Below are 22,369 nucleotides of genomic sequence, written 5' to 3' on the forward strand. Positions count from 1 at the left end.
AAACCTTGATAACGCTTGTTATCAAGGTTTTTTTACTGTTTTCTATCAGAACGTGCTAATGGCTTGAGAATATTTGATTCAATTAAGCTAACAACTTCAGGATTTTCTGGCAGGCTTGAATGCTGAGCATTGTCGCCGGAAACAGTAATTTGAGTATATGATTTAACAGCTTTTTGGTAAATATATTTACCCGCAATCACACTTTGAACCGGTACGATACCGTCATCAGTATAATCTTCAGTACCAGCAACAGAATACATGGTTAAATCTTTGGGTAGCTGATTGTTGCCACTAATGAGATCATTAAGCATTTCAGTTCGGCGTTGTAAGGAAGATTCTGAGAAATTAAAAGGTGTACCGAGCGTCATGAGTATTGGAATATTAAAATCATCGTCAGCATGGTATTTTTCTAAATAAATAGTCCAATCAAGACCACCATTAGAATGCCCAACTGCAGAGAATGTTTGAAAATGATAGCGATCTTGCAGGGTGTCTAGTGCTTTAGCTAACCATGATGCTTGCTTTTTAATATGGTCATAACCATCTTGATTATCTTCAAAACCAATAACAATAAAAGGCTGTCGGTCATTGGCATTAATACTACCTAGAAAAGTTAATTGGCCACTAGTGCTGACCTGAACTTTGAGCACACTATGCGGCGCACCCTTGGCATTGATGGTGGCAAATAAATCATCAAATCGGTTAATCGTGGCCTCGGAACCTGGAACAAAAATCGTGGGCACCATTCGGGAATTCTGTATTTTGGCTTGGCTAGTTGTTGTTTTTGCAACCCAATGTTGACCATAAAAACCTAATGCAATTATAAGCATCAGACTAACAGTTAAAATGAACTTATTTCTCATAAGAAACCCCCTCGGTCAAGCGATGAACAAATGGGCGGTAGATAACGATACTTAATATGAAGACGGCAACGGTAACTAACGTTGAACGTATTGGCGTTGTACTGGCAATTGTTGGTAACAGTAGATTAGGAATATTCATTGGTGTTGGGTAAACAACGGGTTGAATGAAATGGGTGGCGATAGCAACATACCCAATGAGTTGACTAATAACTGAAACCAAAAGCATAGGCACTAACATGAGTGGCCTAAGAAATAGCGGAACGCCAGCGAGTAACAAAGTGTTATCATCAAACAGACTAGGGAACCAAGTGATGAGGCCTAATTTTTGGTGCTTCCTTGAGGTAGCGAATAACAGCAATAAACTAATGACTAAAGTATTACCAATGCCACCAAATAGAGTGAAAGCACCGTAAGTACTGTATAGATTTTCGGGATACGGTAAGACTTTATGACCTGTGCTTAGGACGGCATCTAAATTAGCGATAACAGTGTTTAAGGTTGTTTGATCATCAGTCAGTTCTGAAGGCAGTGCAAAGCCAAAAACGAACAGCAAGGGTGAAAGAATTGAAACAGCGAGTAAACCCCAGAAGGTGGTGAAAAATGTTTTAGATAGCAGGACAGATATGGTAGTTTGAAAATGTGGGATGGCAATTAATTGCCGCAATAACCAACTCATTAAGATAATTAAGACGGCCCAGACTAAATAGCGATAGGCATAAGGTGACGTATCAGGATTGACCCATTTTTTTTGAAACCAGCAATAGGTTGTGACACTAAATAAGACAGTAACACTCATGAGTAAGTATTGCGTTGTATTATATGTAGGAATCTGATTTTTACCGACTAATAATAAATAAATGGCAATAAAATTCGTTAAGATGGGCAAACTGGTATTTGTAATACCTTTGGTTGTGAGGTAGTGTTGTGTGAGTGCAATGACAAAAATCATCACGATGGCAGCATCTAAGAAGGTTAACCCAATACGCATGTGGTTAGATATAACCTTTGTTATTGGCGGATAGTTGTCGACCATGCGACCGATAAAGTTATCAGGGGCAAAGATTAATCGAAATAGAAGATGCGCATAGACATCAATTACTAATATAGGTCTAAGTTGCTGTAACGCGGTCTTGACTGCCTGCATGGTTGCATGCTGATAGACAATATTATCCCAACGTTGTGATTGATTAACAAGCGTTTTAAGCATGGCATATCTCCGAATGATGTAATCTGTATTGTAATAATTTGCTACAAAACGAGCATGTTTGTGCTATAATTAATTCAATTGTGTTTTATAGTAGTTCCAAATATGTACTATGTTGATTATACATGAAATCACAGATACGGGGGTAACCTGAAATGATTAAACAATTTTTTCAACGTCCGGTTGTCAATTTTATTGCACGGACGCTGTTCTATTTTATTGTCATTCTAACGCTTGTGTACCTTTATAGTTATTCAGGTGTAGGTGGCGGTAAGTTTATTTATAACGAATTTTAATTTAGGAAAATAATATGATGATTAAAAATGTCATTGAAACAATTGATAGTTTCGCTGAAACACAGGGGGATACAATTGCTTATGATGAATTAGGTGTACAACACACTTATGCACAACTGAAAGATGCCTCTGATGCTTTAGCAGCATTTATTGAGACGCAAGATATTGCTGAAAAGGCGCCAATTATGATTTATGGCGGTCAACAATTTGATATGATAGCTAGTTTTTTGGCTAGTGTGAAGTCAGGACACGCCTATGTGCCAGTTGATGTTAACTCAGCTGAAGAGCGTTTGACAGATATTATAGAGATTGGGCAACCAGCTTTGATAATTGCGGTAGATGATTTGCCTATTACAGTTACTAAGGTGCCGGTAGTTAAAAAAGAAGCATTGCGCGCAATTTTTGAAGCCAAAACATCGTTTACATTGAGTCAGCCAGTTAGTGGCGATGACAATTTCTATATTATTTTCACTTCTGGGACAACTGGTAAGCCGAAAGGCGTTCAAATTTCACATGATAATTTGTTGAGTTTTTCAAATTGGATGTTGGGGGATGACTTCGCTTGGGAATCTGGTAGCAATGTCTTGTCACAACCGCCATATTCTTTTGACTTATCGGTTATGGATTGGGTGCCGGCTTTATTGTCGCATGGGACATTAAAAGCTTTGCCTAAACAAACGGCTGATGATTTTAAATCACTATTTAAGACATTGCCAACGTTGAATTTGCATAAGTGGGTCTCAACACCATCTTTTGCCGACGTTGCGTTATTAGATCCAGAATTTAAGCAATCAGTACATCCCAATTTAAGCGCTTTCTTCTTCTGTGGTGAGGTATTGACCAAAACAACTGCTGAGAAACTGCTAGCACGTTTTCCCGATGCGCATATCTATAATACTTATGGCCCTACTGAAGCCACTGTTGCGGTAACTAGCATACCGATTACTCAGACTGTCATCGCTAACAACAACAAGATGCCAATCGGCTATGTCAAAGCTGACACTGAGATTGTTATTCAAGATGCTGATGGCGAGATGGTTGCCGATGGTGAGCCAGGTGAAATTATTATTGTTGGGCCATCGGTATCAAAGGGTTATCTCAATAATCCTGAGAAGACAGCGGCAGCGTTTACTACAGTTAACGGCCAACAAGCCTATCGTACTGGTGACTTAGCTATTCGTGATAAGGATGGTTTACTACACTATAAGGGCCGTAGTGATTTTCAAATTAAATTGCATGGCTTCAGAATTGAATTAGAAGAAGTTGCTCAGCAATTACAACAAAGTCAGTGGGTGGAACAGGCTGTTGCCATCCCTAGGTATGATGCCGATGGTAAAGTAAAACAATTATTAGCAATTATTGTTGCAAAAGATAATGATTTTGAAAAACCTATTCTACTAACCAATGCAATCAAGGCGGAGTTGGAAAATATTATGATGCCATATATGGTACCAAGCCGCTTCATGTATCGCGAAAGTCTGCCATTGACGCCGAATGGTAAGATTGATTTGAAAGGGTTGATTGCTGAGGTGAATGGCAATGCTTAATTTACAACCCTATGCTGATCCAAAATATTTTGTGATTTTACTACTAGCACTTGCACCGCTTGCTATTGGCTTATACTTTGGCAAGCGTTTTGCTTGGTATGAAGTCATCGTGTCGTTTGCGTTTATTTTCCTAATGTTCAATGGCAAGAAATACCATGAAGGCTATGCTATTATCGGGTTCATGATATGGCAGTGGCTACTTGTTTGGGGCTATACGCTATATCGAAAGAAAGCCAATAATACGGTCGTATTTTACGTCGTAACGTTACTGGCGATATTGCCATTATTCTTAGTTAAACTGTCTGCACCAACACACTGGACACATGTGGCCACGTTGTTAGGTTTTCTAGGTATTTCGTATTTGACATTTCGTTCAGTTGGTATGATTTTAGAGACGCGTGATGGCTCGATTAAAGAATTTAATCCTTGGTTATTTTTACGTTTTATGCTCTTTATGCCAACTATTTCGTCAGGACCAATTGACCGATATCGCCGTTTTATAGCAGACGTGACTTCGGTACCAGATCGTGACAAGTATCTAAAAATGTTAGAAAAGGCTGTTTGGTATTTCTTCCTCGGCTTTTTGTATAATTTTGTTATATCGGCCTATTTTTTCCAGAGTTTTGTTTTACCTCAGGTTAAAAGTTTGGCAATTGAATCGGCCAGTGTACACGGTGGCTTAACATGGTGGTTAGTGCCAGTGATGTACGCTTCAGGTTTGAATTTGTTCTTCAACTTTGCCGGCTATTCATTATTTGCTGTTGCAACAAGTTATGTTATGGGTATTGAAGTCCCTATGAACTTTAATAAGCCATTTTTGTCAAAAAACTTGAAAGAATTCTGGAATCGTTGGCACATGACTTTGTCATTCTGGTTCCGTGATTATATTTTCATGCGATTTGTTTTTCTCATTATGAAGAAAAAATGGATTAAAAGCCGTGTAACAACCTCGAATTTAGCATACATTTTTAATATGTTAGTGATGGGATTTTGGCACGGCTTACACTGGTATTATATTGTTTATGGCTTATTCCATGGTGTCGGATTAGTGATTAATGATGCATGGTTGCGTTATAAGAAGAAACACAATGTACCGCACAACAAATTTACAGAAGCACTAGCCATTTTCATTACATTTAATGTGGTTATGGTAAGTTTCTTAATATTCGATGGTTTCTTAGACAAATTGTGGTTTAAGTAAACGTATTTAAAAGAAAGAGGAAATAACAATGGCAGTAAAAGAAGAAGTAGTTGAAATTTTAAATACAATTATTGGTGAAGATATTTCAGATCAAATGGACGATGACTTTTTTGAAAGTGGTCTGCTTGACTCAATGTCAACAGTTGAGTTGTTACTTGATCTTGAAAGTAAGTTCAATATTCAAGCACCTGTATCAGAGTTTAACCGTGACGAATGGAACACGCCCAATAAAGTGATTGCTAAAGTTGAATCATTAATCGGGTAAATCGCATGAAAAAACGAGGATTATGGTGGATTTTTGGACCGGTAATCATTGCGTTTGTATTAATTGGCGCACTTTTTTTGGCACCGTTTTCCTTAAATCACATCACACAAAATGATATCCGTGAAGCATCTGTTTCGTTTTCGAAAAATGTGTTCAAGGGTGAAGCGATTAAAACTGCAGCGTTTAATGATAAATCTAAACGATATGTGCCTTTTTTTGGCTCGAGTGAGTTGTTACGTTTAGATACGATGCACCCATCTATGCTTGCTGCAAAGTATCATCGTAATTATCAACCTTTTTTACTAGGACAAGCTGGCACAGAAGCACTAACGCATTATCTAAGCATGCAAGAAATGCCCAATGGTTTGCATAAAAAACAAGCTGTATTTATTATTTCACAGCAATGGTTTACGAAAAAAAATTCTAAAGTTTCTTTTTCTGAATTTTATTCACCGTTACAAACGGCTAATTGGTTGCAACGAATTGATCGTATTACACCGACTGACCGTTTCATAGCAGATCGTTTACTACGTGAAAAGCAAGTCAAAAATAATGCCGTTTATAACCGTCTAGTAACAAAAATTAGTAATAACCAACCACTATCAAACGCCGATAAAAATATATTAAGCGTTCGGCATCGTATGTTATTACGGGAAGATCAATTATTTTCTAATTTCTCAGCATCTAATAATTGGAAAAATCGTGTCAAGCCCGCTATTGGTCGCTTACCCGATAAGGATGATGCAGCAACACTGCTAAGCGAAGCGACAAAATTAGGTGAGCAAGAGACAACAAACAATAATTTTCAAATTAAGAATTCATTTTATAAATACCGTATTAAACTTAATTTGAAAAGATTAAAAAATTCACAACGCAATTTTGACTATCGTGAATCCGAAGAATATTCTGATTTGCAAGCTGTATTAGCTGAGTTTGCTAAGCAGCATACAGATGTGTTATTTATCATCCAACCAGTTAATCAACGTTGGACCGATTATACAGGTTTGCGTAAAGAAATGTATTATCAAAGTGTCGATAAAGTTAAAAAACAGTTAACTTCTCAAGGCTTTAATAATATTGCAGACTTTTCACGTGATGGGGGTCAAAATTATTTCATGCAAGATACGATTCATCTTGGTTGGAATGGTTGGGTAGCAGCAGATCAAAAAATCAACCCATTTTTGACAAAGGGTTATCAGCCAGTTAATTACCATATTAACAATAACTATCTTTCAACGCGTTGGCAAAATCTTTCGCCAACACCTGAAAATTTGAAATCGTTTAAATAAAAAAGATGTGCCACTTTTGGGGCACATCTTTTTTTTGTTATGAGAAAGGTGATTGCGAATCTTTATTGGTGTTTGTTGGAAAGTTAAAAGGGTCAATTTCTTCTTCACTGGATAGTGCACTCAAGCTGGTTCGTTCTTCTGCAGGTGATATGACATCATCGAATTTAAAAGCCAGTAGTGAGTCAGTAATTGATTGTTCCCTCGATATATCACCATCATCGCGCAGTTCAACTAATTTTGCGTGCTCAACGCTAGCGTGCGTCTTTTTGAGAAATGATTCGCGAGCGGCAACACGTTGTTTAATATCAGAAACGTCAACAGTTTCATTTAAATCAGTGACGACTTCAAAGCTGACACCGATATTTTTTTTCATGATTTTGAAAGTTGCTTCAGCAATGGCGCCTGTTTGTACTTCAAGTTGTTGTGCTAAAAATCCTGCCTCGAGACTGAAGTCAGCTGTCTTGTCGCGTGCTAAACGTTGCTGTACTAAATCACCTGTGAGGAACCAGCGTTGATTTTTACTATCTTGAGAGGCAATTTCTAAATCTCCAAAACCAGCATTTTTAAAAAAATCTACAACTGAGGCAAGTGCATCTGTTGGGAATTGACGAGCAATTTCTTTACCGGCCCAGTAGAGAATGTGTGGATAATCCTCTTGCAGTAAATTTTTAAGTAAGCCGTCACGTAAGAGGGTTAGAGCAAAACTGTTAACTTGAAAATTTGTTTGTAAAATTTTATCGTAATCGTTGATATTCATGAACTTGTTTGACCTTTCAGACTTTTATTATACCAAACTTTACGGCCTAAAAGCTTGCATTCTTTGCATTTAAAGGCATAATTATAGATATGAATAAAAATAATCCAATCGGTTTTGTTGATTCTGGTGTTGGTGGTCTAACAGTTATCAAAGAAGCTCAGAAACAACTACCCAACGAACAATTTATCTTTATTGGTGATACAGCACGAATGCCTTATGGCCCACGGCCTACTGAAGAGGTTGTGCGTTATACCTTTCAAATGGCAAATTACCTCGTCGAGCAAAAGCATATTAAGTTGCTGGTTATTGCTTGTAATACTGCAACAGCACGCGTATTGTCTCAGTTACAGAGGACATTAGCTATTCCTGTCATTGGGGTTATTCAACCAGGTGCTTGGGCTGCCACTAAAACAACTAAAAATAATCGCATAGGCATTATTGCAACACAGGGAACTGTCGATTCCGGTGCCTATGATAATGAGATTCACGCTTTTCGTGATGACGTTCAGATAACGTCACAAGCTGAGCCTGAATTTGTTCAGTTAGTTGAGTCGAATAAATATCATGAGGCAGCAACGAGGAATATCGTTAGTCAGCATCTTGAACATATGAAGAGCCAAGATGTCGATACGTTGATACTTGGATGTACACACTTTCCTTTATTAGCGCCTTTTATTGAATCGGCCATGGGGCCACAGGTTACTTTAATAGATGCTGGACGTGAGACCGTTCGCGTGATTCAAGAAGCCTTGCTTATGCATGATTTATATACAAGTGTCGCACATTCACATAGTAAAGATATTTACTATACAACAGGGAATACAGCAAATTTTCGTATCATAGCGACCGATTGGTTAGATTTACCAGACGCTTTAGATGTACGACACCTTAATATAGTAGAAAACGATAGGCAACAATATTTGGAGGAACAAGATGGCAAGACTAATTTTAGCCAGTAACAATGCGCACAAAATTAGTGAGCTAAAGGCAATGTTGGCAATGTTGCATATTGAACTCACTGTTGTCCCATTGAACGAATTAGACAGTAACATACCAGAAATAGTCGAGAATGGGAAAACTTTTGAGGAAAATGCCACGATAAAAGTTCAGACTATTGCCAAAGTGGCACCCAATGATTATATTTTGGCTGATGATTCTGGTTTGTCTGTTGATGCCTTAGCCGGTCAACCAGGAGTTTATTCGGCGCGCTATGCGGGCGATCATGATGATGAAGCAAATATCGATAAAGTGTTGACAAAATTATCTGGTGAAAAGAATCGTACAGCACATTTTAATAGTGTGCTAGTGTTGATTGATAATCATGGCCGTCGGTTAGTTGCTAATGGTCAAGTTGATGGACAAATTACCACAGCGCGTCGTGGTAATAACGGTTTTGGGTATGATCCCATTTTCTTTGTACCCCAATTTGATAAAACTTTTGCTGAACTGACTGCTGAAGAAAAAAATCATGTTAGTCATCGAGGGTTGGCGCTCAAGTCTTTGGGACAGCAACTACCAGATTGGTTGAAAGGATAGGATAAATGACGAAGTTTCTTATTGTATCGGATACGCATGGTGATCGAGATATACTCGTTGATATTTTTAATCATTGGCAGTCAAATGTTGCAGCTGTTTTTTATAATGGCGATTCAGAGTTATCAGCCAATGACAGTGTATTTGACGGCGTCTCAACTGTGATTGGTAATATGGATACCGATGATGATTTTGTTGCAGCACGGGTTACAACTATTGCGGGCACGACTTTTTTTCAGACACACGGGCATTTATATAATGTACGTTCGTTGGATTCTTGGGCTAATTTAACCGTGATGAACCAACTTGCTAAGGAAGCGAAAGCGCAAATTGTGTTGTTTGGCCATACACATATCGATGGCGTGGCGATGTTTGACGATAAATTATTTATTAATCCAGGTTCGATTAGTTTGCCAAAGGGATCACATATCGCTATTGGTGGCACTTATGCAGTATTAACAGTGTCCGATACAGCTTACTCTGTGGCATTTTATAATCGGCAGCATGAGGAAATTCCTGCATTAACGCAATCGTTCAATCGCTAATGGCTGAATCCTGAATAAACGTGATAAAATTGTAACTATGGGAAATCAACAAGAACCACAATTTAACCAATGGTATGATGAAAATACTGAAGTAGATAGCTTGTTACGTCATGCTGCCGCCAATGAGGCGGAACAGCATGATGAACTGTCGCTAAGACCCCAGTTTTTGCGTGAATATATTGGGCAAGCTGCCTTGAAAGAGGAACTGTCTGTTTATATTTCGGCGGCCAAGCAGCGTGAAGAGGCACTTGACCATGTCTTATTATTTGGACCACCAGGGCTGGGGAAGACTACGCTGGCTATGATCATTGCTAACGAGATGGGGGTTCATATTAAAACCACCTCAGGGCCAGCAATTGAGAAGCCAGGCGACCTAGTGGCGTTGTTAAATGAATTAGAACCAGGCGATATCTTATTTATTGATGAGATTCATCGCTTACCAACAAACGTTGAAGAAATTATGTATTCTGCCATGGAGGATTATTTTGTAGACATTATGGTTGGACAAGGGCCGACAGCGCGTGCCGTGCATTTTCCTCTGCCACCTTTTACTCTCATCGGCGCAACAACACGTCCAGGTATGTTATCTAAGCCATTGCGCGATCGTTTTGGGATTATGAGTGCGATGTCATATTATACGCCAGAGGAACTACAAGAAATCGTTGTCAGGTCATCTGATATCTTTAAGGCGCCCATTAAACCGGAAGGGGCTTACGAAATTGCTTTGCGTTCACGCGGAACACCAAGAATTGCTAACCGGCTGTTAAAACGCGTGCGTGATTTTGCGCAAGTCCAAGGTAAAGCAGCCATTGATCGGGTAATTGTTGATATTGCCTTAGATAAGTTGCGTGTTGATAATCGTGGTCTAGATGAAACAGATCATAAATTATTAGATACAATGATTACGTACTATCAAGGTGGTCCGGTTGGCTTAAATACGCTTGCTGCTAATATTGGTGAGGAAGCAGAGACGCTTGAATCCATGGTTGAACCTTACTTATTACAAATTGGTTTTTTACAGCGCACACCAAGGGGACGAGTTGTTACTGAAGCAGCTTATGCGCATCTCAATATCCCGTACCAAAGGAAAATGTAATGGATTATATTATCTCTGATACGCATTTCAATCATGAAAAAATTCTTTATTTTGATAAATCACGTGCAGAATCATTAAAATTATTGGGAATAGCACCTACTATTTCAGAAATGGATCGCTATTTAGAAAAAATTTGGAATGATACAGTGACTGATGAAGACACTGTATATTTTTTGGGTGATTTGGGGATGTTTCGCAAAAAGCAAGATTTTGTGGCACAACTGGCTCGCCTGCGGGGTAAAAAAATATTATTTAAGGGTAATCATGATCATACTGATCAGCTGAAATCAGCGTATAAAGCGCCGGAGGCTCAAGTCATTGAAGTTGTTGAGACAGCAAAATCACTCAAGATTGATGGTCGGCAAGTTTGGTTGAGTCACTACGCTGTTGATTTACCATACCCATTATTATCACTTCATGGGCACATTCATGAAGCAGAATATCAGCGTGATAATATGATTAATTTATCACTTGACTCAGCCTATATGCAAACAAGGGTATTTGGACAGCCTATTAGTTTTGAGGCGCTTAGTCCGTTACTATCACAACGTATTGCAGCAATTTCAGAAACCTATCAAATAGAATCTGAGAATAAACGTTATGATCGTTTGGTTGAGCGTGCATTTGATGAGAAAATCACCATCAACAAACCAACAGCAACACAACGTCATGAATTAGCACTGCTCGTTGATTATCTGAATAAAAATGATTTAACTTATGCGACTGTTCTAAAACAGTTTAATATTCCAAATGACAATAAAGTGTTATCCGAAAAAGAAAAAGAGAAAGTAAACTTGACAGGGTTTGAATTTGAAAAGCAAACTGGTATGTCAGGTAATACAGGTATAAAAGATGACTGATGAGAAACATTACCAATTGGCGGACTTTGATTATGATTTGCCAGAAGCATTAATTGCGCAAACACCTTTAAAGCAGCGTGATGCTTCACGTTTACTGGTACTAGATGCTGATACAGGCGCTTATCAAGACAAGCATTTTTACGACATTTTAGATTACGTGAATCCTGGTGATGCCATTGTCATGAATAACTCACGTGTTTTGCCAGCAAGATTACATGGTGTACGTCCAGAAACTGGTGGACATGCTGAAGTCCTGCTATTACGCCAAGATCATGGGGATGTATGGGAGACATTGGTGCGACCAGCCAAGAAATCACCTGTTGGTTCGACTATTGTGTTTGGTGATGATGTGACACAGCCAATCATGACAGCAACGGTTGTCGGCGAGCTAGAACATGGTGGTCGATATGTCGAATTCCATTATGATGGCATTTTTATGGCGCTATTAGATAAATTAGGTGAGATGCCACTACCGCCTTATATTAAAGAGAAGTTGGCTGACCAAGAACGCTATCAAACGGTCTATTCGAAAGTTGATGGTTCAGCTGCAGCGCCAACAGCTGGATTACATTGGACACCTGAGTTGCTTAATCAAGTCCGGGCTAAAGGAGTTAAAACAGTTGAATTAACGCTTCATGTGGGGCTAGGCACTTTCCGACCGGTAGAGGAAGAAAATATTGAAGACCACAAAATGCATTCAGAGTTCTATCAATTAAGCCAAGATGCAGCGGATACATTAAACCAGGTACGTGAAAATGGCGGACGCATTATTGCCACGGGGACAACATCTATTCGTACTTTGGAAACAATTGGGTCAAAATTTGAGGGCAAATTGCAAGCAGATTCAGGCTGGACAGATATTTTCATTAAGCCAGGGTACAAGTGGACAACTGTTGATGCATTTATTACTAATTTCCATTTGCCAAAGTCAACTTTGGTTATGTTGGTTGCTGCGTTTACGGGTCGTGACAATATTCTAAATGCCTATCAACATGCTGTTGCTGAACAATATCGTTTCTTTAGTTTCGGGGATGCGATGTTTATTAAGCGCGACAAATAATTTTACAGTGGCTTAAAGAGCACATGTCTACATAAGGAGAGACACGATGTATGAATATATTAATGGCTTGATTACAAACATTTATCCCGCTTATCTAGTGATTGCTGATCGCAGTGGTGTTGGTTACAAATTATTCGTAGCCAACCCATATCGCTTTGAACAAAATGTTGAATCTCACGTCTATGTTGAACAAATTGTTCGTGAAAATGAAATGACATTATACGGGTTTATAGACGAAAACGAAAAATATTTGTTTAATAAACTGCTCAATGTTTCTGGTATTGGACCTAAAAGCGCCTTAGCTATCTTAGCAAGTGATGATGCTGCAGGATTAGTAACAGCTGTGGCCAATGATGATGCATCTTATTTAACACAATTTCCTGGCGTGGGTAAAAAGACAGCCCAACAAATTGTGTTGGATTTGAAGGGAAAGTTAGATGATTTGGCATTATCAGCAGGTATGACGGTAGAAACAGTCCCTACAACTGATAATCAGGCATTGGCTGATGCTTTGGCAGCACTGGAATCGTTGGGCTATAGTGCGAAAGACGTCGCTAAATTACAGACAGTTTTGGCTAATCAAAAGGATACAACAGACGGGTATATTCGCTCAGCGTTGAAGTTTTTGGTGAAATAATATAAAAAACACATGACCAGATGGCCATGTGTTTTTTATTAACGAATTGTTTTCAAAGCATCATTAATTTGATTTAAAATAATAGTTTGATTTTCTGGTATTTCCAAATCGTATGTCTGGAGATCTACTTTTATTTTTGGTGAGGCATCATAATTGTCAAACCACTCACGGTAAGCTGACCAAATGCGGAAATAGTATTGACGTAAGTCGTCATTATTGTCGAATTGTTCGTAATCGCGGCCACGTTTTTTGATACGATAAAGAATGGTCTCAAAATCTGTTTCAGCATAAACTAACAAATCAGGTGACTTTTTAGGTAATTTTTGCAGTTCGGACATCATATTATTTAATAACTGTGTATAAACTGACATTTCAGCATCTGTAATATTACCATCTTTGTGGTTCTCAGATGTAAATAATGCGTCTTCATAAATCGAACGATCTAAAACATTATTATCATCTGCTAATGCCTGCTTAATCATATCAAATCGACGATTTAAGAAGTAAATCTGTAATAAAAAACCGTATTGCTTTGGATCAGAATAATAAAGTGGCAAAACCGGATTATCACCAACCGGTTCATAAAATGCTTTTGTGCCAAAATTTTCAGCGATTAAACTTGTTAATGTTGTTTTACCAACGCCAATCATACCTGCGGTAATAATCACCATGACGACCTCCAATATTTTAGTAGCTTAATAACTATACAAAAAAACCGTCCAAACAACAAGTACGGTTGTCGGACGGTTTTAAGTCAAAAAGCGAACATTAAGCTTTTTTCTGTGCTTCAAGCAAGTCACGGATTTCAGCTAATACTTCTAATTCTGGATTGGCTTTAACTTCTTCTTTTTTGTTTGTACGCAGGATACGATTAACAAATTTCACCAAGAGAAAGACGACAAAGGCAGTAATTAAGAAGTTAATGACGTCATTCAAAAAAGCACCATATTTGAATGTTAATTCCTTAGTAACGACTAATTTTAAGTTTTGAAGATCTGAGGTGCCACCGGTGAAAAATGTGATAATAGGACTGATTAAGTTATTGGTTAATGACTTGACAATACCAGTGAAAGCACCACCGATAATGACACCAACGGCTAAATCAAGCACGTTGCCGCGCATGATAAATGTCTTGAATTCTGATAACATACTAAAATATCCCCTTATATGAGCCTTAATATCAGGCTACATACTTCCTTTCCTTACTGAATACTAACTTCTATTTTACCTAACAATTAGCTATTTACCAAATTAAGCCGTTGAATTTAGGCCTTTTTTAGCTAATTTGAGATTAACTTAAAGTTTGTTATATCACAAGAATTGATAATGACCGTCTTTCTCATGAAAGAAACCGCTAACCATGATAAAATAAACGTAATTGTTTTGAAGGAGATTTGTTATGACTGAAAAAGATCAATTAACACTATGGCATGAACAACTGATTGCCATTATTAAAGATATTAATACGCCACATACACTTGGCGGTATTACAAATGACGCTAACCGTGCGCATGATTCGCGCTTAGCACGACGGGCATTAGATAATTTAATTGTGTTGAGTGAAGAAATCAATGCTAAACGACAATAAGTAATCATGGGGGCCTGGGGGGCAATATGATATCTAAATATGCACAATATTTACCAAAACGTGCGAAAATCGTCTGGGTGTTGGACGATTTAATAGGGATGCTAGTGTTGGGCCTAGCGTTATTAGTCCTTAATTTATGCTTAGGGACGCAGTGGCCAAGTACCATTATCATGGTTTTAAATATAATGTTAATTGTGATTATTGGTTTGGTCATTGGTCATCTATTACTGATACCGTACTATTATCGTTTTCACCGTTATGCTTTAGATGATACAGCTATTTTAATTTATAAAGGCTTTTTTCTTAGAAAAACAGAAGCGATACCACTTAATCGTATTCAAAATGTTGATACGACTCAGGGGCCATTACTTCAGTTTTTTCATTTAAAGAGACTGGTTATTGTGACAGCGGCACATAGTTTTTCGATTGCAGCAGTTGATGAGCAAGTTGCGCAAACATTGCGTGAACGATTGATTTTAGCGGCAAGACAAGCGCGTGAGGTTAATAATGATGACTAAATCTGCTCATCAACCTGTTGTTGCTGTTATTGCCGAAATCATTATGACAGTACGAGAATTCTTTTTTGTCGTGTTGTTTTTGTTTTTTGGTCACACGCGTAGTATGACGAGTCGCTTAATCGTCATTGTTGGCTTAATCTTGTTAGCAATACTTTTTGGTGTTTTACGATGGTGGTTTTTTACATATGACGTGACACCTCATGAAATAACACTCAAGAAAGGGGTGTTCATTAGAAAATATGTACATATGCCTTTCGAGCGAATACAGACGATTACACGTACACAACCATTTTATTTTCAGCCATTTGATGTTTATCGGGTAAGTATCGAGACATCTGGCAAAAAAGATGATCGTTTAGTTTTTAGTGCGTTACGCTTAACTCAAATTGAAGTGATCGAACAATATCGTCAGCAATCACAAACGAAAACAACTGAGTCCAAGGAAGTACCAAAGGCCGATCATGTTTACCATATCCAGACATCTGAACTTGTCGTGTTTGCTTTGACATCATTAGGGAGTTTGGGCATTTTTGGTGCCTTAGCAACAGTCATTTCTGAATTGAGTATGCATATGCCACAGGATTTAGTGGCAAAGTTTGATCACTGGTTTTCAGGTCAAACGTTTGCAGGGTATATCATGATTTTGGCTGTCATCTTAATTGTCAGTTTAGTCATTGCCTTTGCACGAATTTATAACCGCTATTATCACTTTACATTGACACGATTTGGCGTTCATCTAGCCATCACACAAGGTTTATTGACTAAAAAAGAAATACAGTTGCGCTTATCGCGTATTCAAGCCGTACACTACGAGCAATCTTTATTAAGACATTGGGTAAACCTCGCAACAATCAATGTCTTGTTAGCTTCATCAGGCCGAGGGGATAAAGAGAAACAGGATAAAACGACGATTATACCTGTTGTCAGTAGTTCAAAAGTGTATCATTTGTTGTCTGATTTCTTACCTAGTTATCGGTTGATTACACCAAAAAAGACTATTGGTATTGACCATGCTATGTTTTATGAGCTACGTTATGAGGTGCTCATGAGCCTAATCTATTTAACTTTGCCGACTGTGATTTATTTTGGTTGCGCTTATGTCTGGCATTGGCCGACAATTTATAGTGTCATTGGTATTTTCATATTGTCTGTTTTAATAATTTATGTCATGATATGTGCGGCTGTTCGCATGACAGACCAGCGATTAGTCATTGAACAAGAAACATTAACCCTTCAAACATCTCAATGGCTGACCAAACATGTGTATACAATTCCTCGTGACAAGATTCAAGGGGCGAAAGCAACGCAAAGTTACTTTATGATTAAGTCACAAGCACAACATCTTCGTGTTATAATTCGGAATGGCGATGGGGCTAAAATGATTGACATGCGTTATTTACCAGAAGCAGAAGTAGAAAGGATTATACGTTGGATAACACATGTCAAGTAAAAAACCTTGACATAAGATTGGTTTAGTGGGATACTATTAGTTGTAAATAAAGTGCAAAAAGCACAAAAGAAATTTGGAGGACATTAATATGTCAGTAAAAATCCGTTTGAAGCGTATGGGTGCTAAGAAGCGTCCTTTCTACCGTGTTGTTATCGCTGATTCACGTTCACCTCGTGATGGCCGTTTCATCGAAACAGTTGGAACATACAACCCAATTGCACAACCAGCAGAAATCAAGCTTGATGAAGCAAAGATTTTGACATGGTTGAGCAATGGTGCGCAACCATCAGATACTGCACGTAACTTGTTGAGCAATGCAGGTATTTTAGCAAAGTTTGCTGAAATGAAGGCTGCTAAGAAGTCAACTGCTGCAAAGCCTGCAGCATCAGCTACAAAGCCAACAGAAAAGAATACTGTTGCCGAAATCAAAGCTTATTTGGATGCTCAAGGCACTCAATATGCATCATCAGCTAAGAAAGCCGATTTGTTAGCATTGGTATAATTGATAATATTGTATGATTTGAAAGTGATAATTGCGCTAATTTGTTAGCATAGTTATCACTTTTTGTATGTAATATAATGCTGACGACTAAGTTTTGAGATGGTATAATGATGGTGTCCAAGTTTTGAAAGTGCTTTCTTTAACTTTGACATTATGGAGAAAACACATGTTAGCAAAACCTAAGCTGTTTTTAGATATGGATAATGTGCTTGTGGACACGTTGTCTGTTTTAAATACCCTTGATATGGCGCAATTCCAGGTAGATAAACCAGACCAAATTCCTGGTATTTTTCGTCATTTACCACCAATGCCCGACGCTGTTGAAAGCATTAATGTTTTGGCAGCAGATTTTGAGTTGTACATTTTATCAACTGCACCATGGCGTAATCCCAGTGCTTGGCAAGATAAACTTCTATGGTTGACAGATCATTTTGGGAATGATAATAATAGCCCTTTTTATAAGCGTGTTATTTTAACACATGATAAAGGAATCGTTCATAAGACCGGTGGTATTTTGTTGGATGATCGACCTTATCATGGTGCTAGTCAGTGGCAAGATAATACAGTGGATAGTTTATGGCTGCAGTATGGCTACGATACTAATCTTGTTTGGTCAAAAGACTTAGTTGCATACCTTCAAGCAGTTGCAAAATCGTATCAATTATCAGGCGAGTTACGAATGAGCGCTGAAAATATTGCAAAAGATAAGCATTATCAATTATTTGGGCACACAGAAACTTTTGAAAAAGCACCTTGGGAATAAACTATTAAAAAGCAATCAAGAATTGATTGCTTTTTTTGTGACATGTTATGACTATTTATGACACAAAAAGCTTGCAAAAAATATTAAAAGCAGTTATTATTAAATCGTAAAGAAAGCGCTTACAAATAGTGAGGACAAACATGATTGTCGCAGAACGTAAGAAACAAATTTTAAAAATCATCCAAAAAAATCAATTTATTTCGCTACAAGAACTCAAAAAGGTAACAAAGACATCATTGTCTACGGTGCGTCGAGATTTGGATATTTTGGCTGCTGATGGGTTAGTACGTCGTGTACACGGTGGTGTTGAATGGATAGAGCCGAGCCGTGGTAGTTTACCGGTGAGTGAACGTTTATCACTGTATCAAGCAACGAAACAAAAAATTGCGCAACGCGCAGCACAACAATTACAAGGTGGTGAAATTATATTTCTTGATGCCGGCACAACGACAGGAGAACTTATTCCATATTTAGCAGATAAAAAACCTGCAGTGACAGTCGTCACGAATTCAGTCCATCATGCAGCCCAACTATCCGATTTGATGATACCCGTAATGATTATTGGTGGGCAAGTAAAGCAGACAACTGATGCGGTTATTGGCGCAGCAGCTGTTAATCAAATCAATCATATGGTATTTAATGTTAGTTTTGTTGGGGCCGATGGTCTGTCGGTCGAATTTGGCTTAACGACACCAGATTTAGAGGAAGCAGCAATAAAAAAAGCTGTTGTTGAGCGGTCACAGGTGAGCTATGTGTTGGCTGATAATAGCAAAATTGGAACGGCTGCCTTTGCAAAAGCAGTTGATTTAGAGCGTGTTGTCTTAGTAACATCAGCTCTAACCAATCAGCAGTGGCAAGTATTAAGCCAAGCTATGACAGTAATAGATGCGGAGGAAAATAAATGATTTATACAGTCACCTTAAATCCTTCTTTGGATTATATTACGCGGCTAACACATCTTAAACTAGGCGAAACAAATCGCTCAGATTCGCAAATAATGTATCCCGGAGGTAAAGGTATTAATGTTAGCCGATTATTGGCACATCTAGCTATTGCTAACACGGCTTGGGGGTTTTTGGGTGGTTATACTGGTCAGCATCTGCAAGCTACCTTATCTGAATCGCATATTCACCAAAATTTTACAACAATTGCTGGCAATACACGTATTAATATTAAGATAAAAGCAGCTGAAGAAACCGAGATTAATGCTACAGGGCCTCATATTAGTGATGACGAAGTGGCGCTATTTCTCTCACATTTTGATGTATTAACAGCTCAAGATATTGTGATTTTATCAGGCAGTGTGCCTAAAAATTTAAATGATACAATTTATCAAAAAATGCTAGACAAAATTCAAGAGCAACAGGCAGCATTTGTTATCGATACCACAGGGGAACAATTACAATTAGCTTTACGCCGTCAACCATTATTGGTCAAACCTAACCGTGCAGAACTGGCACAGCTTTATCAGGTGCCACTTACGCAACCCAAAGAGGTTATACGTTGGGGACAGCAATTATTGAAAGATGGCGCAAGATATGCGATTGTTTCATTAGCAGGGGATGGGGCGTTATTATTTACGACAACAGGGCAATATTTTGCACAACCGGTTGTCGGTAAAGTGGCAAATTCCGTTGGTGCTGGGGATTCAATGATTGCTGGCTTTGTTGGCACTTGGTTAACAACAGGAGATGTAATGGCAAGTTTTAGAATGGCGGTAGCTAGTGGGACAGCCACCGCATTCAGTGATGATATTGCAACGCAAGAAAAGATTAATGCAGTTTATGAACAAGTGATTGTCACACCATATGATATGTGAGGAAACATCATGAAAATTAGTGAATTGTTAGTACCCGAAGTAATGATTTTAGATTTAAAGGCAAAGACTAAACAAGCAGCTTTTGAAGAAATGATTAATCGGTTGTATGAAGCTGGTCGTATTACTGATAAAAAAGTATTTTTGGAAGGTATTTTGGCTCGTGAATCACAAACGACGACTGGTTTGGGTGATGGCATTGCGATGCCACATGCTAAAAATAGTGCCGTAAAAATGCCAACAGTTGCTTTTGCACGATCAACCGCTGGCGTAGACTATCAAGCTATGGATGGACAGCCAGTGCATTTGTTATTTATGATTGCTGTGCCAGCAAATGCTAATAATACCCATTTGGAGGCGCTAGCCAGCTTATCACGTTATCTGCTACAAGATGGCTTTATGGATAAACTCAAGCAGGCAACAACACCCGATGATGTGGTGAATTTATTTACAACTCAAGAAACGGCACCAAATACAGCACATGTTGAAGATGACGCCCCATATTTGGTAGCGGTTACTGCATGTACAACTGGCATCGCGCATACTTATATGGCTGAAGAAGCATTAAAAAAAGAAGCTGATAAGCTAGGTATTCGTATTAAAGTGGAAACAAATGGTGCTGGTGGGGTTGGAAATAAGTTAACCGACTCTGATATTGCGCATGCACAGGGTGTCATTATTGCCGCAGATAAAAAAGTCGAGATGGCACGTTTTGATGGAAAACCCTTGATTAATCGGCCTGTAGCCGATGGCATTCGCAAACCAGACGAGTTAATTGAATTAGCACTACGGCAAACTGCACCAATATATCATAGTCAAGAGGCCAAAACGACAAACTCTTCGGAAACAACACAATCCATTGGTAAAGCATTCTACCGTCATTTGATGAGTGGCGTCTCAAGTATGTTGCCATTCGTTATTGGTGGTGGTATTGCCATTGCATTTGCTTTTCTAATTGATCAAAGCTTAGGTGTGCCAAAAGATGCATTGTCTAGTTTAGGAACTTATCATCCAATTGCTGCTTTTTTTAAGCAGATTGGTGGGGCAGCCTTTGGCTTTATGTTACCAGTTCTTGCTGGATACATTGCTTATTCAATTGCTGAAAAGCCTGGACTCGTTGCTGGATTTGTTGCCGGTGCACTAGCTGCCAATGGTTATAATCTGTATAATGTTGGCCTTGATGTTAAGCATATGCCTATTCCATCAGGATTTCTAGGCGCACTTGTCGGCGGATTCTTAGCCGGCGGTATCATGTTATTACTAAAAAAACTTTTCCAAAGTTTGCCGAAATCTTTGGACGGCATTAAATCCATCTTGTTCTATCCGGTCTTAGGTGTCTTGTTAACTGGATTTGCGATGTTACTGATTAATATTCCAATGTCTGCAATCAACACAGGATTGAATCATTTTTTGTCAGGCTTAAGTGGAACCAACGCTGTTTTGCTAGGTATTATTCTTGGTGGCATGATGGCCATTGATATGGGTGGACCGGTTAATAAAGCGGCTTACGTGTTTGGTACTGGGACTTTAGCTGCAACAGTTGCTACTGGTGGGTCCAATATTATGGCCGCAGTGATGGCTGGTGGCATGGTGCCACCGTTGGCAGTCTTTGTGGCAACGCTAATTTTCAAGCAGAAATTTGATCAACAAGAACGACAAGCTGGTTTGACAAACATTGTGATGGGCCTGTCGTTTATCACTGAGGGTGCCATTCTCTTTGCAGCGGCAGATCCAGCACGCGCTATCCCAAGTTTTATGGTCGGTTCAGCAGTTGCTGGGGGGTTAGTTGGTTTGACTGGTATTAAATTATTAGCCCCACATGCTGGTATCTTTGTTATTGCACTAACGAGTTCACCATTACTTTACCTTGTGTTTATCGGCATTGGTGCCATTATTTTTGGTGTTATTTTCGGTTTGTTGAAGAAAGGTTAATGGCATGTTAAGTAGAGATTATTGTTATACTATCAGATACTTTTCATGGTAAAATAATAACATGATTATTTACGACACAATGAAATTTAAGAATTGGCAGTTAACCCTTTTTAAAGATAACGATGCGATTGTCTTTATTAGTTTTGCTGATGATGGTGTTGCTGAATTTTCATTACAATATCCCCGCATGAAGCTTCAATACGCTAAAATACCAGAGTTGCGCTATTTTGAACAATATTTATCTGGTGAACGTGTTGATTTTAAAAGGCTTAACGTGGCTTACCTATCAGGAACCCCTTTTCAAATTAATGTCTGGCATGCTTTGCACGAGATGGGCAAGGATGAAAAACTTACTTATCAGCAGTTAGCACAACGTGCTGGACAGCCAACAGCTATTCGAGCTGTGGCTAGTGCTGTTGGTAAAAATCCGTTAACTATTATTAACCCATGTCATCGTATACTACCAAAAAATGGTGGTGTTGGTCAGTATCGGTATGGGCAAGCATTAAAAAAATTACTCATCTCATTAGATGATAGTGAAACAACACAATAGTTTTAAAATAAATTAATCATTTTTGTTTTGTAAGCTGAGTTTTTTTTAACCCAAACTTAAATGAAGCTAATTGATAAAAACGTGGCTGGGAAAA

At 38.5% G+C, this 22,369-nt stretch carries 26 protein-coding genes; 21 read left to right on the forward strand and 5 right to left on the reverse strand.

The window, feature by feature from the left end; genetic code table 11:
* Positions 1 to 32: 32 nt before the first annotated feature.
* Positions 33 to 863, reverse strand: a complete 831-nt coding sequence (locus tag FGL72_RS01715; protein WP_004904904.1) for an alpha/beta hydrolase — start codon at positions 861 to 863, stop codon at positions 33 to 35.
* A complete protein-coding gene (locus FGL72_RS01720; protein ID WP_004901913.1) occupies positions 853 to 2,070 on the reverse strand; it encodes a PTS sugar transporter subunit IIC in 1,218 nt (405 codons plus the stop codon). The genes FGL72_RS01715 and FGL72_RS01720 overlap by 11 nt, the downstream gene beginning before the upstream one ends.
* 152 nt (positions 2,071 to 2,222) lie before the next feature.
* Here FGL72_RS01720 and FGL72_RS01725 point away from each other — a divergent pair, with 152 nt between their 5' ends.
* From FGL72_RS01725 to dltD, 5 genes are read left to right on the forward strand one after another with little or no spacing between them, the layout of a single operon-like run.
* Entirely contained in the window at positions 2,223 to 2,363 is a 141-nt protein-coding gene (locus FGL72_RS01725; RefSeq protein ID WP_004901910.1) for a teichoic acid D-Ala incorporation-associated protein DltX, read from the forward strand.
* A 14-nt stretch (positions 2,364 to 2,377) separates the two neighbouring features.
* A complete protein-coding gene (gene dltA / locus FGL72_RS01730; protein ID WP_146992412.1) occupies positions 2,378 to 3,910 on the forward strand; it encodes a D-alanine--poly(phosphoribitol) ligase subunit DltA in 1,533 nt (510 codons plus the stop codon).
* Positions 3,903 to 5,111 (forward strand): D-alanyl-lipoteichoic acid biosynthesis protein DltB, encoded by a 1,209-nt coding sequence (dltB, locus tag FGL72_RS01735; RefSeq protein WP_004901907.1) that lies wholly within the window; start codon positions 3,903 to 3,905, stop codon positions 5,109 to 5,111. Before dltA ends, dltB begins: the two co-directional genes overlap by 8 nt.
* 28 nt (positions 5,112 to 5,139) lie before the next feature.
* On the forward strand, positions 5,140 to 5,376 hold the full coding sequence (dltC, locus tag FGL72_RS01740; RefSeq protein ID WP_004901903.1) for a D-alanine--poly(phosphoribitol) ligase subunit DltC: 237 nt from the start codon (positions 5,140 to 5,142) through the stop codon (positions 5,374 to 5,376).
* Between the two features lie 5 nt (positions 5,377 to 5,381).
* Positions 5,382 to 6,665: a D-alanyl-lipoteichoic acid biosynthesis protein DltD gene (gene dltD / locus FGL72_RS01745; RefSeq protein ID WP_004901900.1), complete on the forward strand. Its 1,284-nt coding sequence runs from the start codon at positions 5,382 to 5,384 to the stop codon at positions 6,663 to 6,665.
* A gap of 37 nt (positions 6,666 to 6,702) precedes the next feature.
* On the opposite strand, the gene FGL72_RS01750 is transcribed toward dltD, so the two are convergent.
* A complete protein-coding gene (locus FGL72_RS01750) occupies positions 6,703 to 7,422 on the reverse strand; it encodes a YslB family protein (protein ID WP_146992414.1) in 720 nt (239 codons plus the stop codon).
* Positions 7,423 to 7,511: 89 nt separating this feature from the next.
* Here FGL72_RS01750 and racE point away from each other — a divergent pair, with 89 nt between their 5' ends.
* From racE to ruvA, 7 genes are read left to right on the forward strand one after another with little or no spacing between them, the layout of a single operon-like run.
* Positions 7,512 to 8,381 carry a glutamate racemase gene (racE, locus tag FGL72_RS01755; RefSeq protein ID WP_040190458.1) on the forward strand — a complete coding sequence of 290 codons (870 nt, stop codon included), beginning with the start codon at positions 7,512 to 7,514 and terminating at the stop codon, positions 8,379 to 8,381.
* Entirely contained in the window at positions 8,356 to 8,958 is a 603-nt protein-coding gene (locus FGL72_RS01760; RefSeq protein WP_036061027.1) for an XTP/dITP diphosphatase, read from the forward strand. Before racE ends, FGL72_RS01760 begins: the two co-directional genes overlap by 26 nt.
* A gap of 5 nt (positions 8,959 to 8,963) precedes the next feature.
* Entirely contained in the window at positions 8,964 to 9,500 is a 537-nt protein-coding gene (locus FGL72_RS01765) for a YfcE family phosphodiesterase (RefSeq protein WP_012305356.1), read from the forward strand.
* Positions 9,501 to 9,537: 37 nt separating this feature from the next.
* Entirely contained in the window at positions 9,538 to 10,596 is a 1,059-nt protein-coding gene (gene ruvB / locus FGL72_RS01770; protein ID WP_004901887.1) for a Holliday junction branch migration DNA helicase RuvB, read from the forward strand.
* Complete coding sequence (locus tag FGL72_RS01775; RefSeq protein ID WP_146992416.1) at positions 10,596 to 11,456, forward strand: metallophosphoesterase family protein; 861 nt, start codon at positions 10,596 to 10,598, stop codon at positions 11,454 to 11,456. Before ruvB ends, FGL72_RS01775 begins: the two co-directional genes overlap by 1 nt.
* Entirely contained in the window at positions 11,449 to 12,516 is a 1,068-nt protein-coding gene (gene queA, locus FGL72_RS01780; protein ID WP_040177228.1) for a tRNA preQ1(34) S-adenosylmethionine ribosyltransferase-isomerase QueA, read from the forward strand. The genes FGL72_RS01775 and queA overlap by 8 nt, the downstream gene beginning before the upstream one ends.
* 46 nt (positions 12,517 to 12,562) lie before the next feature.
* On the forward strand, positions 12,563 to 13,153 hold the full coding sequence (gene ruvA, locus FGL72_RS01785; protein WP_004904886.1) for a Holliday junction branch migration protein RuvA: 591 nt from the start codon (positions 12,563 to 12,565) through the stop codon (positions 13,151 to 13,153).
* Between the two features lie 38 nt (positions 13,154 to 13,191).
* On the opposite strand, the gene FGL72_RS01790 is transcribed toward ruvA, so the two are convergent.
* Positions 13,192 to 13,824 carry a deoxynucleoside kinase gene (locus tag FGL72_RS01790; RefSeq protein WP_004901879.1) on the reverse strand — a complete coding sequence of 211 codons (633 nt, stop codon included), beginning with the start codon at positions 13,822 to 13,824 and terminating at the stop codon, positions 13,192 to 13,194.
* 97 nt (positions 13,825 to 13,921) lie between these two features.
* The gene (mscL, locus tag FGL72_RS01795) at positions 13,922 to 14,302 is read right to left on the reverse strand and encodes a large-conductance mechanosensitive channel protein MscL (RefSeq protein ID WP_004901876.1); all 381 of its coding nucleotides are present in this window, start codon (positions 14,300 to 14,302) and stop codon (positions 13,922 to 13,924) included.
* A gap of 250 nt (positions 14,303 to 14,552) precedes the next feature.
* On the opposite strand from mscL, the gene FGL72_RS01800 reads away from it, so the two are divergent.
* The 9 genes from FGL72_RS01800 (at position 14,553) to FGL72_RS01840 (ending at position 22,275) form a co-directional block, all read left to right on the forward strand.
* On the forward strand, positions 14,553 to 14,741 hold the full coding sequence (locus FGL72_RS01800) for a hypothetical protein (protein WP_004901874.1): 189 nt from the start codon (positions 14,553 to 14,555) through the stop codon (positions 14,739 to 14,741).
* 26 nt (positions 14,742 to 14,767) lie between these two features.
* Positions 14,768 to 15,259 (forward strand): PH domain-containing protein, encoded by a 492-nt coding sequence (locus FGL72_RS01805; RefSeq protein ID WP_099044624.1) that lies wholly within the window; start codon positions 14,768 to 14,770, stop codon positions 15,257 to 15,259.
* Positions 15,249 to 16,709, forward strand: a complete 1,461-nt coding sequence (locus FGL72_RS01810) for a PH domain-containing protein (protein WP_146992419.1) — start codon at positions 15,249 to 15,251, stop codon at positions 16,707 to 16,709. The genes FGL72_RS01805 and FGL72_RS01810 overlap by 11 nt, the downstream gene beginning before the upstream one ends.
* Before the next feature lie 88 nt (positions 16,710 to 16,797).
* Positions 16,798 to 17,211, forward strand: coding sequence for a 30S ribosomal protein S16 (gene rpsP, locus FGL72_RS01815; RefSeq protein ID WP_004904880.1), 414 nt, complete (start codon positions 16,798 to 16,800; stop codon positions 17,209 to 17,211).
* A 166-nt stretch (positions 17,212 to 17,377) separates the two neighbouring features.
* Positions 17,378 to 17,974: a 5' nucleotidase, NT5C type gene (locus FGL72_RS01820; protein ID WP_139988312.1), complete on the forward strand. Its 597-nt coding sequence runs from the start codon at positions 17,378 to 17,380 to the stop codon at positions 17,972 to 17,974.
* A 140-nt stretch (positions 17,975 to 18,114) separates the two neighbouring features.
* Positions 18,115 to 18,879, forward strand: coding sequence for a DeoR/GlpR family DNA-binding transcription regulator (locus tag FGL72_RS01825; RefSeq protein WP_004904876.1), 765 nt, complete (start codon positions 18,115 to 18,117; stop codon positions 18,877 to 18,879).
* Positions 18,876 to 19,793, forward strand: coding sequence for a 1-phosphofructokinase (pfkB, locus tag FGL72_RS01830; protein WP_146992421.1), 918 nt, complete (start codon positions 18,876 to 18,878; stop codon positions 19,791 to 19,793). Before FGL72_RS01825 ends, pfkB begins: the two co-directional genes overlap by 4 nt.
* A 9-nt stretch (positions 19,794 to 19,802) precedes the next feature.
* Complete coding sequence (locus tag FGL72_RS01835; protein ID WP_146992424.1) at positions 19,803 to 21,722, forward strand: PTS fructose transporter subunit IIABC; 1,920 nt, start codon at positions 19,803 to 19,805, stop codon at positions 21,720 to 21,722.
* Positions 21,723 to 21,783: 61 nt separating this feature from the next.
* Positions 21,784 to 22,275, forward strand: coding sequence for a methylated-DNA--[protein]-cysteine S-methyltransferase (locus FGL72_RS01840; protein ID WP_146992426.1), 492 nt, complete (start codon positions 21,784 to 21,786; stop codon positions 22,273 to 22,275).
* Positions 22,276 to 22,369 lie beyond the last annotated feature (94 nt).

It is taken from the genome of Leuconostoc citreum, assembly GCF_007954785.1.
Lineage (GTDB): Bacteria > Bacillota > Bacilli > Lactobacillales > Lactobacillaceae > Leuconostoc > Leuconostoc citreum.

What these genes read in the sequence shown, in the direction of transcription:
- dltB (WP_004901907.1), top strand. Translation starts at nt 3,903, where the DNA reads ATGCTTAATTTACAACCCTATGCTGATCCAAAATATTTTGTGATTTTA.
- queA (WP_040177228.1), top strand. Translation starts at nt 11,449, where the DNA reads ATGACTGATGAGAAACATTACCAATTGGCGGACTTTGATTATGATTTG.
- dltD (WP_004901900.1), top strand. Translation starts at nt 5,382, where the DNA reads ATGAAAAAACGAGGATTATGGTGGATTTTTGGACCGGTAATCATTGCG.
- FGL72_RS01820 (WP_139988312.1), top strand. Translation starts at nt 17,378, where the DNA reads ATGTTAGCAAAACCTAAGCTGTTTTTAGATATGGATAATGTGCTTGTG.
- FGL72_RS01775 (WP_146992416.1), top strand. Translation starts at nt 10,596, where the DNA reads ATGGATTATATTATCTCTGATACGCATTTCAATCATGAAAAAATTCTT.
- FGL72_RS01715 (WP_004904904.1), bottom strand. Translation starts at nt 863, where the DNA reads ATGAGAAATAAGTTCATTTTAACTGTTAGTCTGATGCTTATAATTGCA.
- rpsP (WP_004904880.1), top strand. Translation starts at nt 16,798, where the DNA reads ATGTCAGTAAAAATCCGTTTGAAGCGTATGGGTGCTAAGAAGCGTCCT.
- ruvB (WP_004901887.1), top strand. Translation starts at nt 9,538, where the DNA reads ATGGGAAATCAACAAGAACCACAATTTAACCAATGGTATGATGAAAAT.
- FGL72_RS01750 (WP_146992414.1), bottom strand. Translation starts at nt 7,422, where the DNA reads ATGAATATCAACGATTACGATAAAATTTTACAAACAAATTTTCAAGTT.
- racE (WP_040190458.1), top strand. Translation starts at nt 7,512, where the DNA reads ATGAATAAAAATAATCCAATCGGTTTTGTTGATTCTGGTGTTGGTGGT.
- FGL72_RS01800 (WP_004901874.1), top strand. Translation starts at nt 14,553, where the DNA reads ATGACTGAAAAAGATCAATTAACACTATGGCATGAACAACTGATTGCC.
- mscL (WP_004901876.1), bottom strand. Translation starts at nt 14,302, where the DNA reads ATGTTATCAGAATTCAAGACATTTATCATGCGCGGCAACGTGCTTGAT.
- FGL72_RS01765 (WP_012305356.1), top strand. Translation starts at nt 8,964, where the DNA reads ATGACGAAGTTTCTTATTGTATCGGATACGCATGGTGATCGAGATATA.
- ruvA (WP_004904886.1), top strand. Translation starts at nt 12,563, where the DNA reads ATGTATGAATATATTAATGGCTTGATTACAAACATTTATCCCGCTTAT.
- FGL72_RS01825 (WP_004904876.1), top strand. Translation starts at nt 18,115, where the DNA reads ATGATTGTCGCAGAACGTAAGAAACAAATTTTAAAAATCATCCAAAAA.
- FGL72_RS01720 (WP_004901913.1), bottom strand. Translation starts at nt 2,070, where the DNA reads ATGCTTAAAACGCTTGTTAATCAATCACAACGTTGGGATAATATTGTC.
- FGL72_RS01805 (WP_099044624.1), top strand. Translation starts at nt 14,768, where the DNA reads ATGATATCTAAATATGCACAATATTTACCAAAACGTGCGAAAATCGTC.
- FGL72_RS01760 (WP_036061027.1), top strand. Translation starts at nt 8,356, where the DNA reads ATGGCAAGACTAATTTTAGCCAGTAACAATGCGCACAAAATTAGTGAG.
- dltA (WP_146992412.1), top strand. Translation starts at nt 2,378, where the DNA reads ATGATGATTAAAAATGTCATTGAAACAATTGATAGTTTCGCTGAAACA.
- FGL72_RS01840 (WP_146992426.1), top strand. Translation starts at nt 21,784, where the DNA reads ATGATTATTTACGACACAATGAAATTTAAGAATTGGCAGTTAACCCTT.
- FGL72_RS01790 (WP_004901879.1), bottom strand. Translation starts at nt 13,824, where the DNA reads ATGGTGATTATTACCGCAGGTATGATTGGCGTTGGTAAAACAACATTA.
- FGL72_RS01810 (WP_146992419.1), top strand. Translation starts at nt 15,249, where the DNA reads ATGATGACTAAATCTGCTCATCAACCTGTTGTTGCTGTTATTGCCGAA.
- FGL72_RS01835 (WP_146992424.1), top strand. Translation starts at nt 19,803, where the DNA reads ATGAAAATTAGTGAATTGTTAGTACCCGAAGTAATGATTTTAGATTTA.
- pfkB (WP_146992421.1), top strand. Translation starts at nt 18,876, where the DNA reads ATGATTTATACAGTCACCTTAAATCCTTCTTTGGATTATATTACGCGG.
- dltC (WP_004901903.1), top strand. Translation starts at nt 5,140, where the DNA reads ATGGCAGTAAAAGAAGAAGTAGTTGAAATTTTAAATACAATTATTGGT.
- FGL72_RS01725 (WP_004901910.1), top strand. Translation starts at nt 2,223, where the DNA reads ATGATTAAACAATTTTTTCAACGTCCGGTTGTCAATTTTATTGCACGG.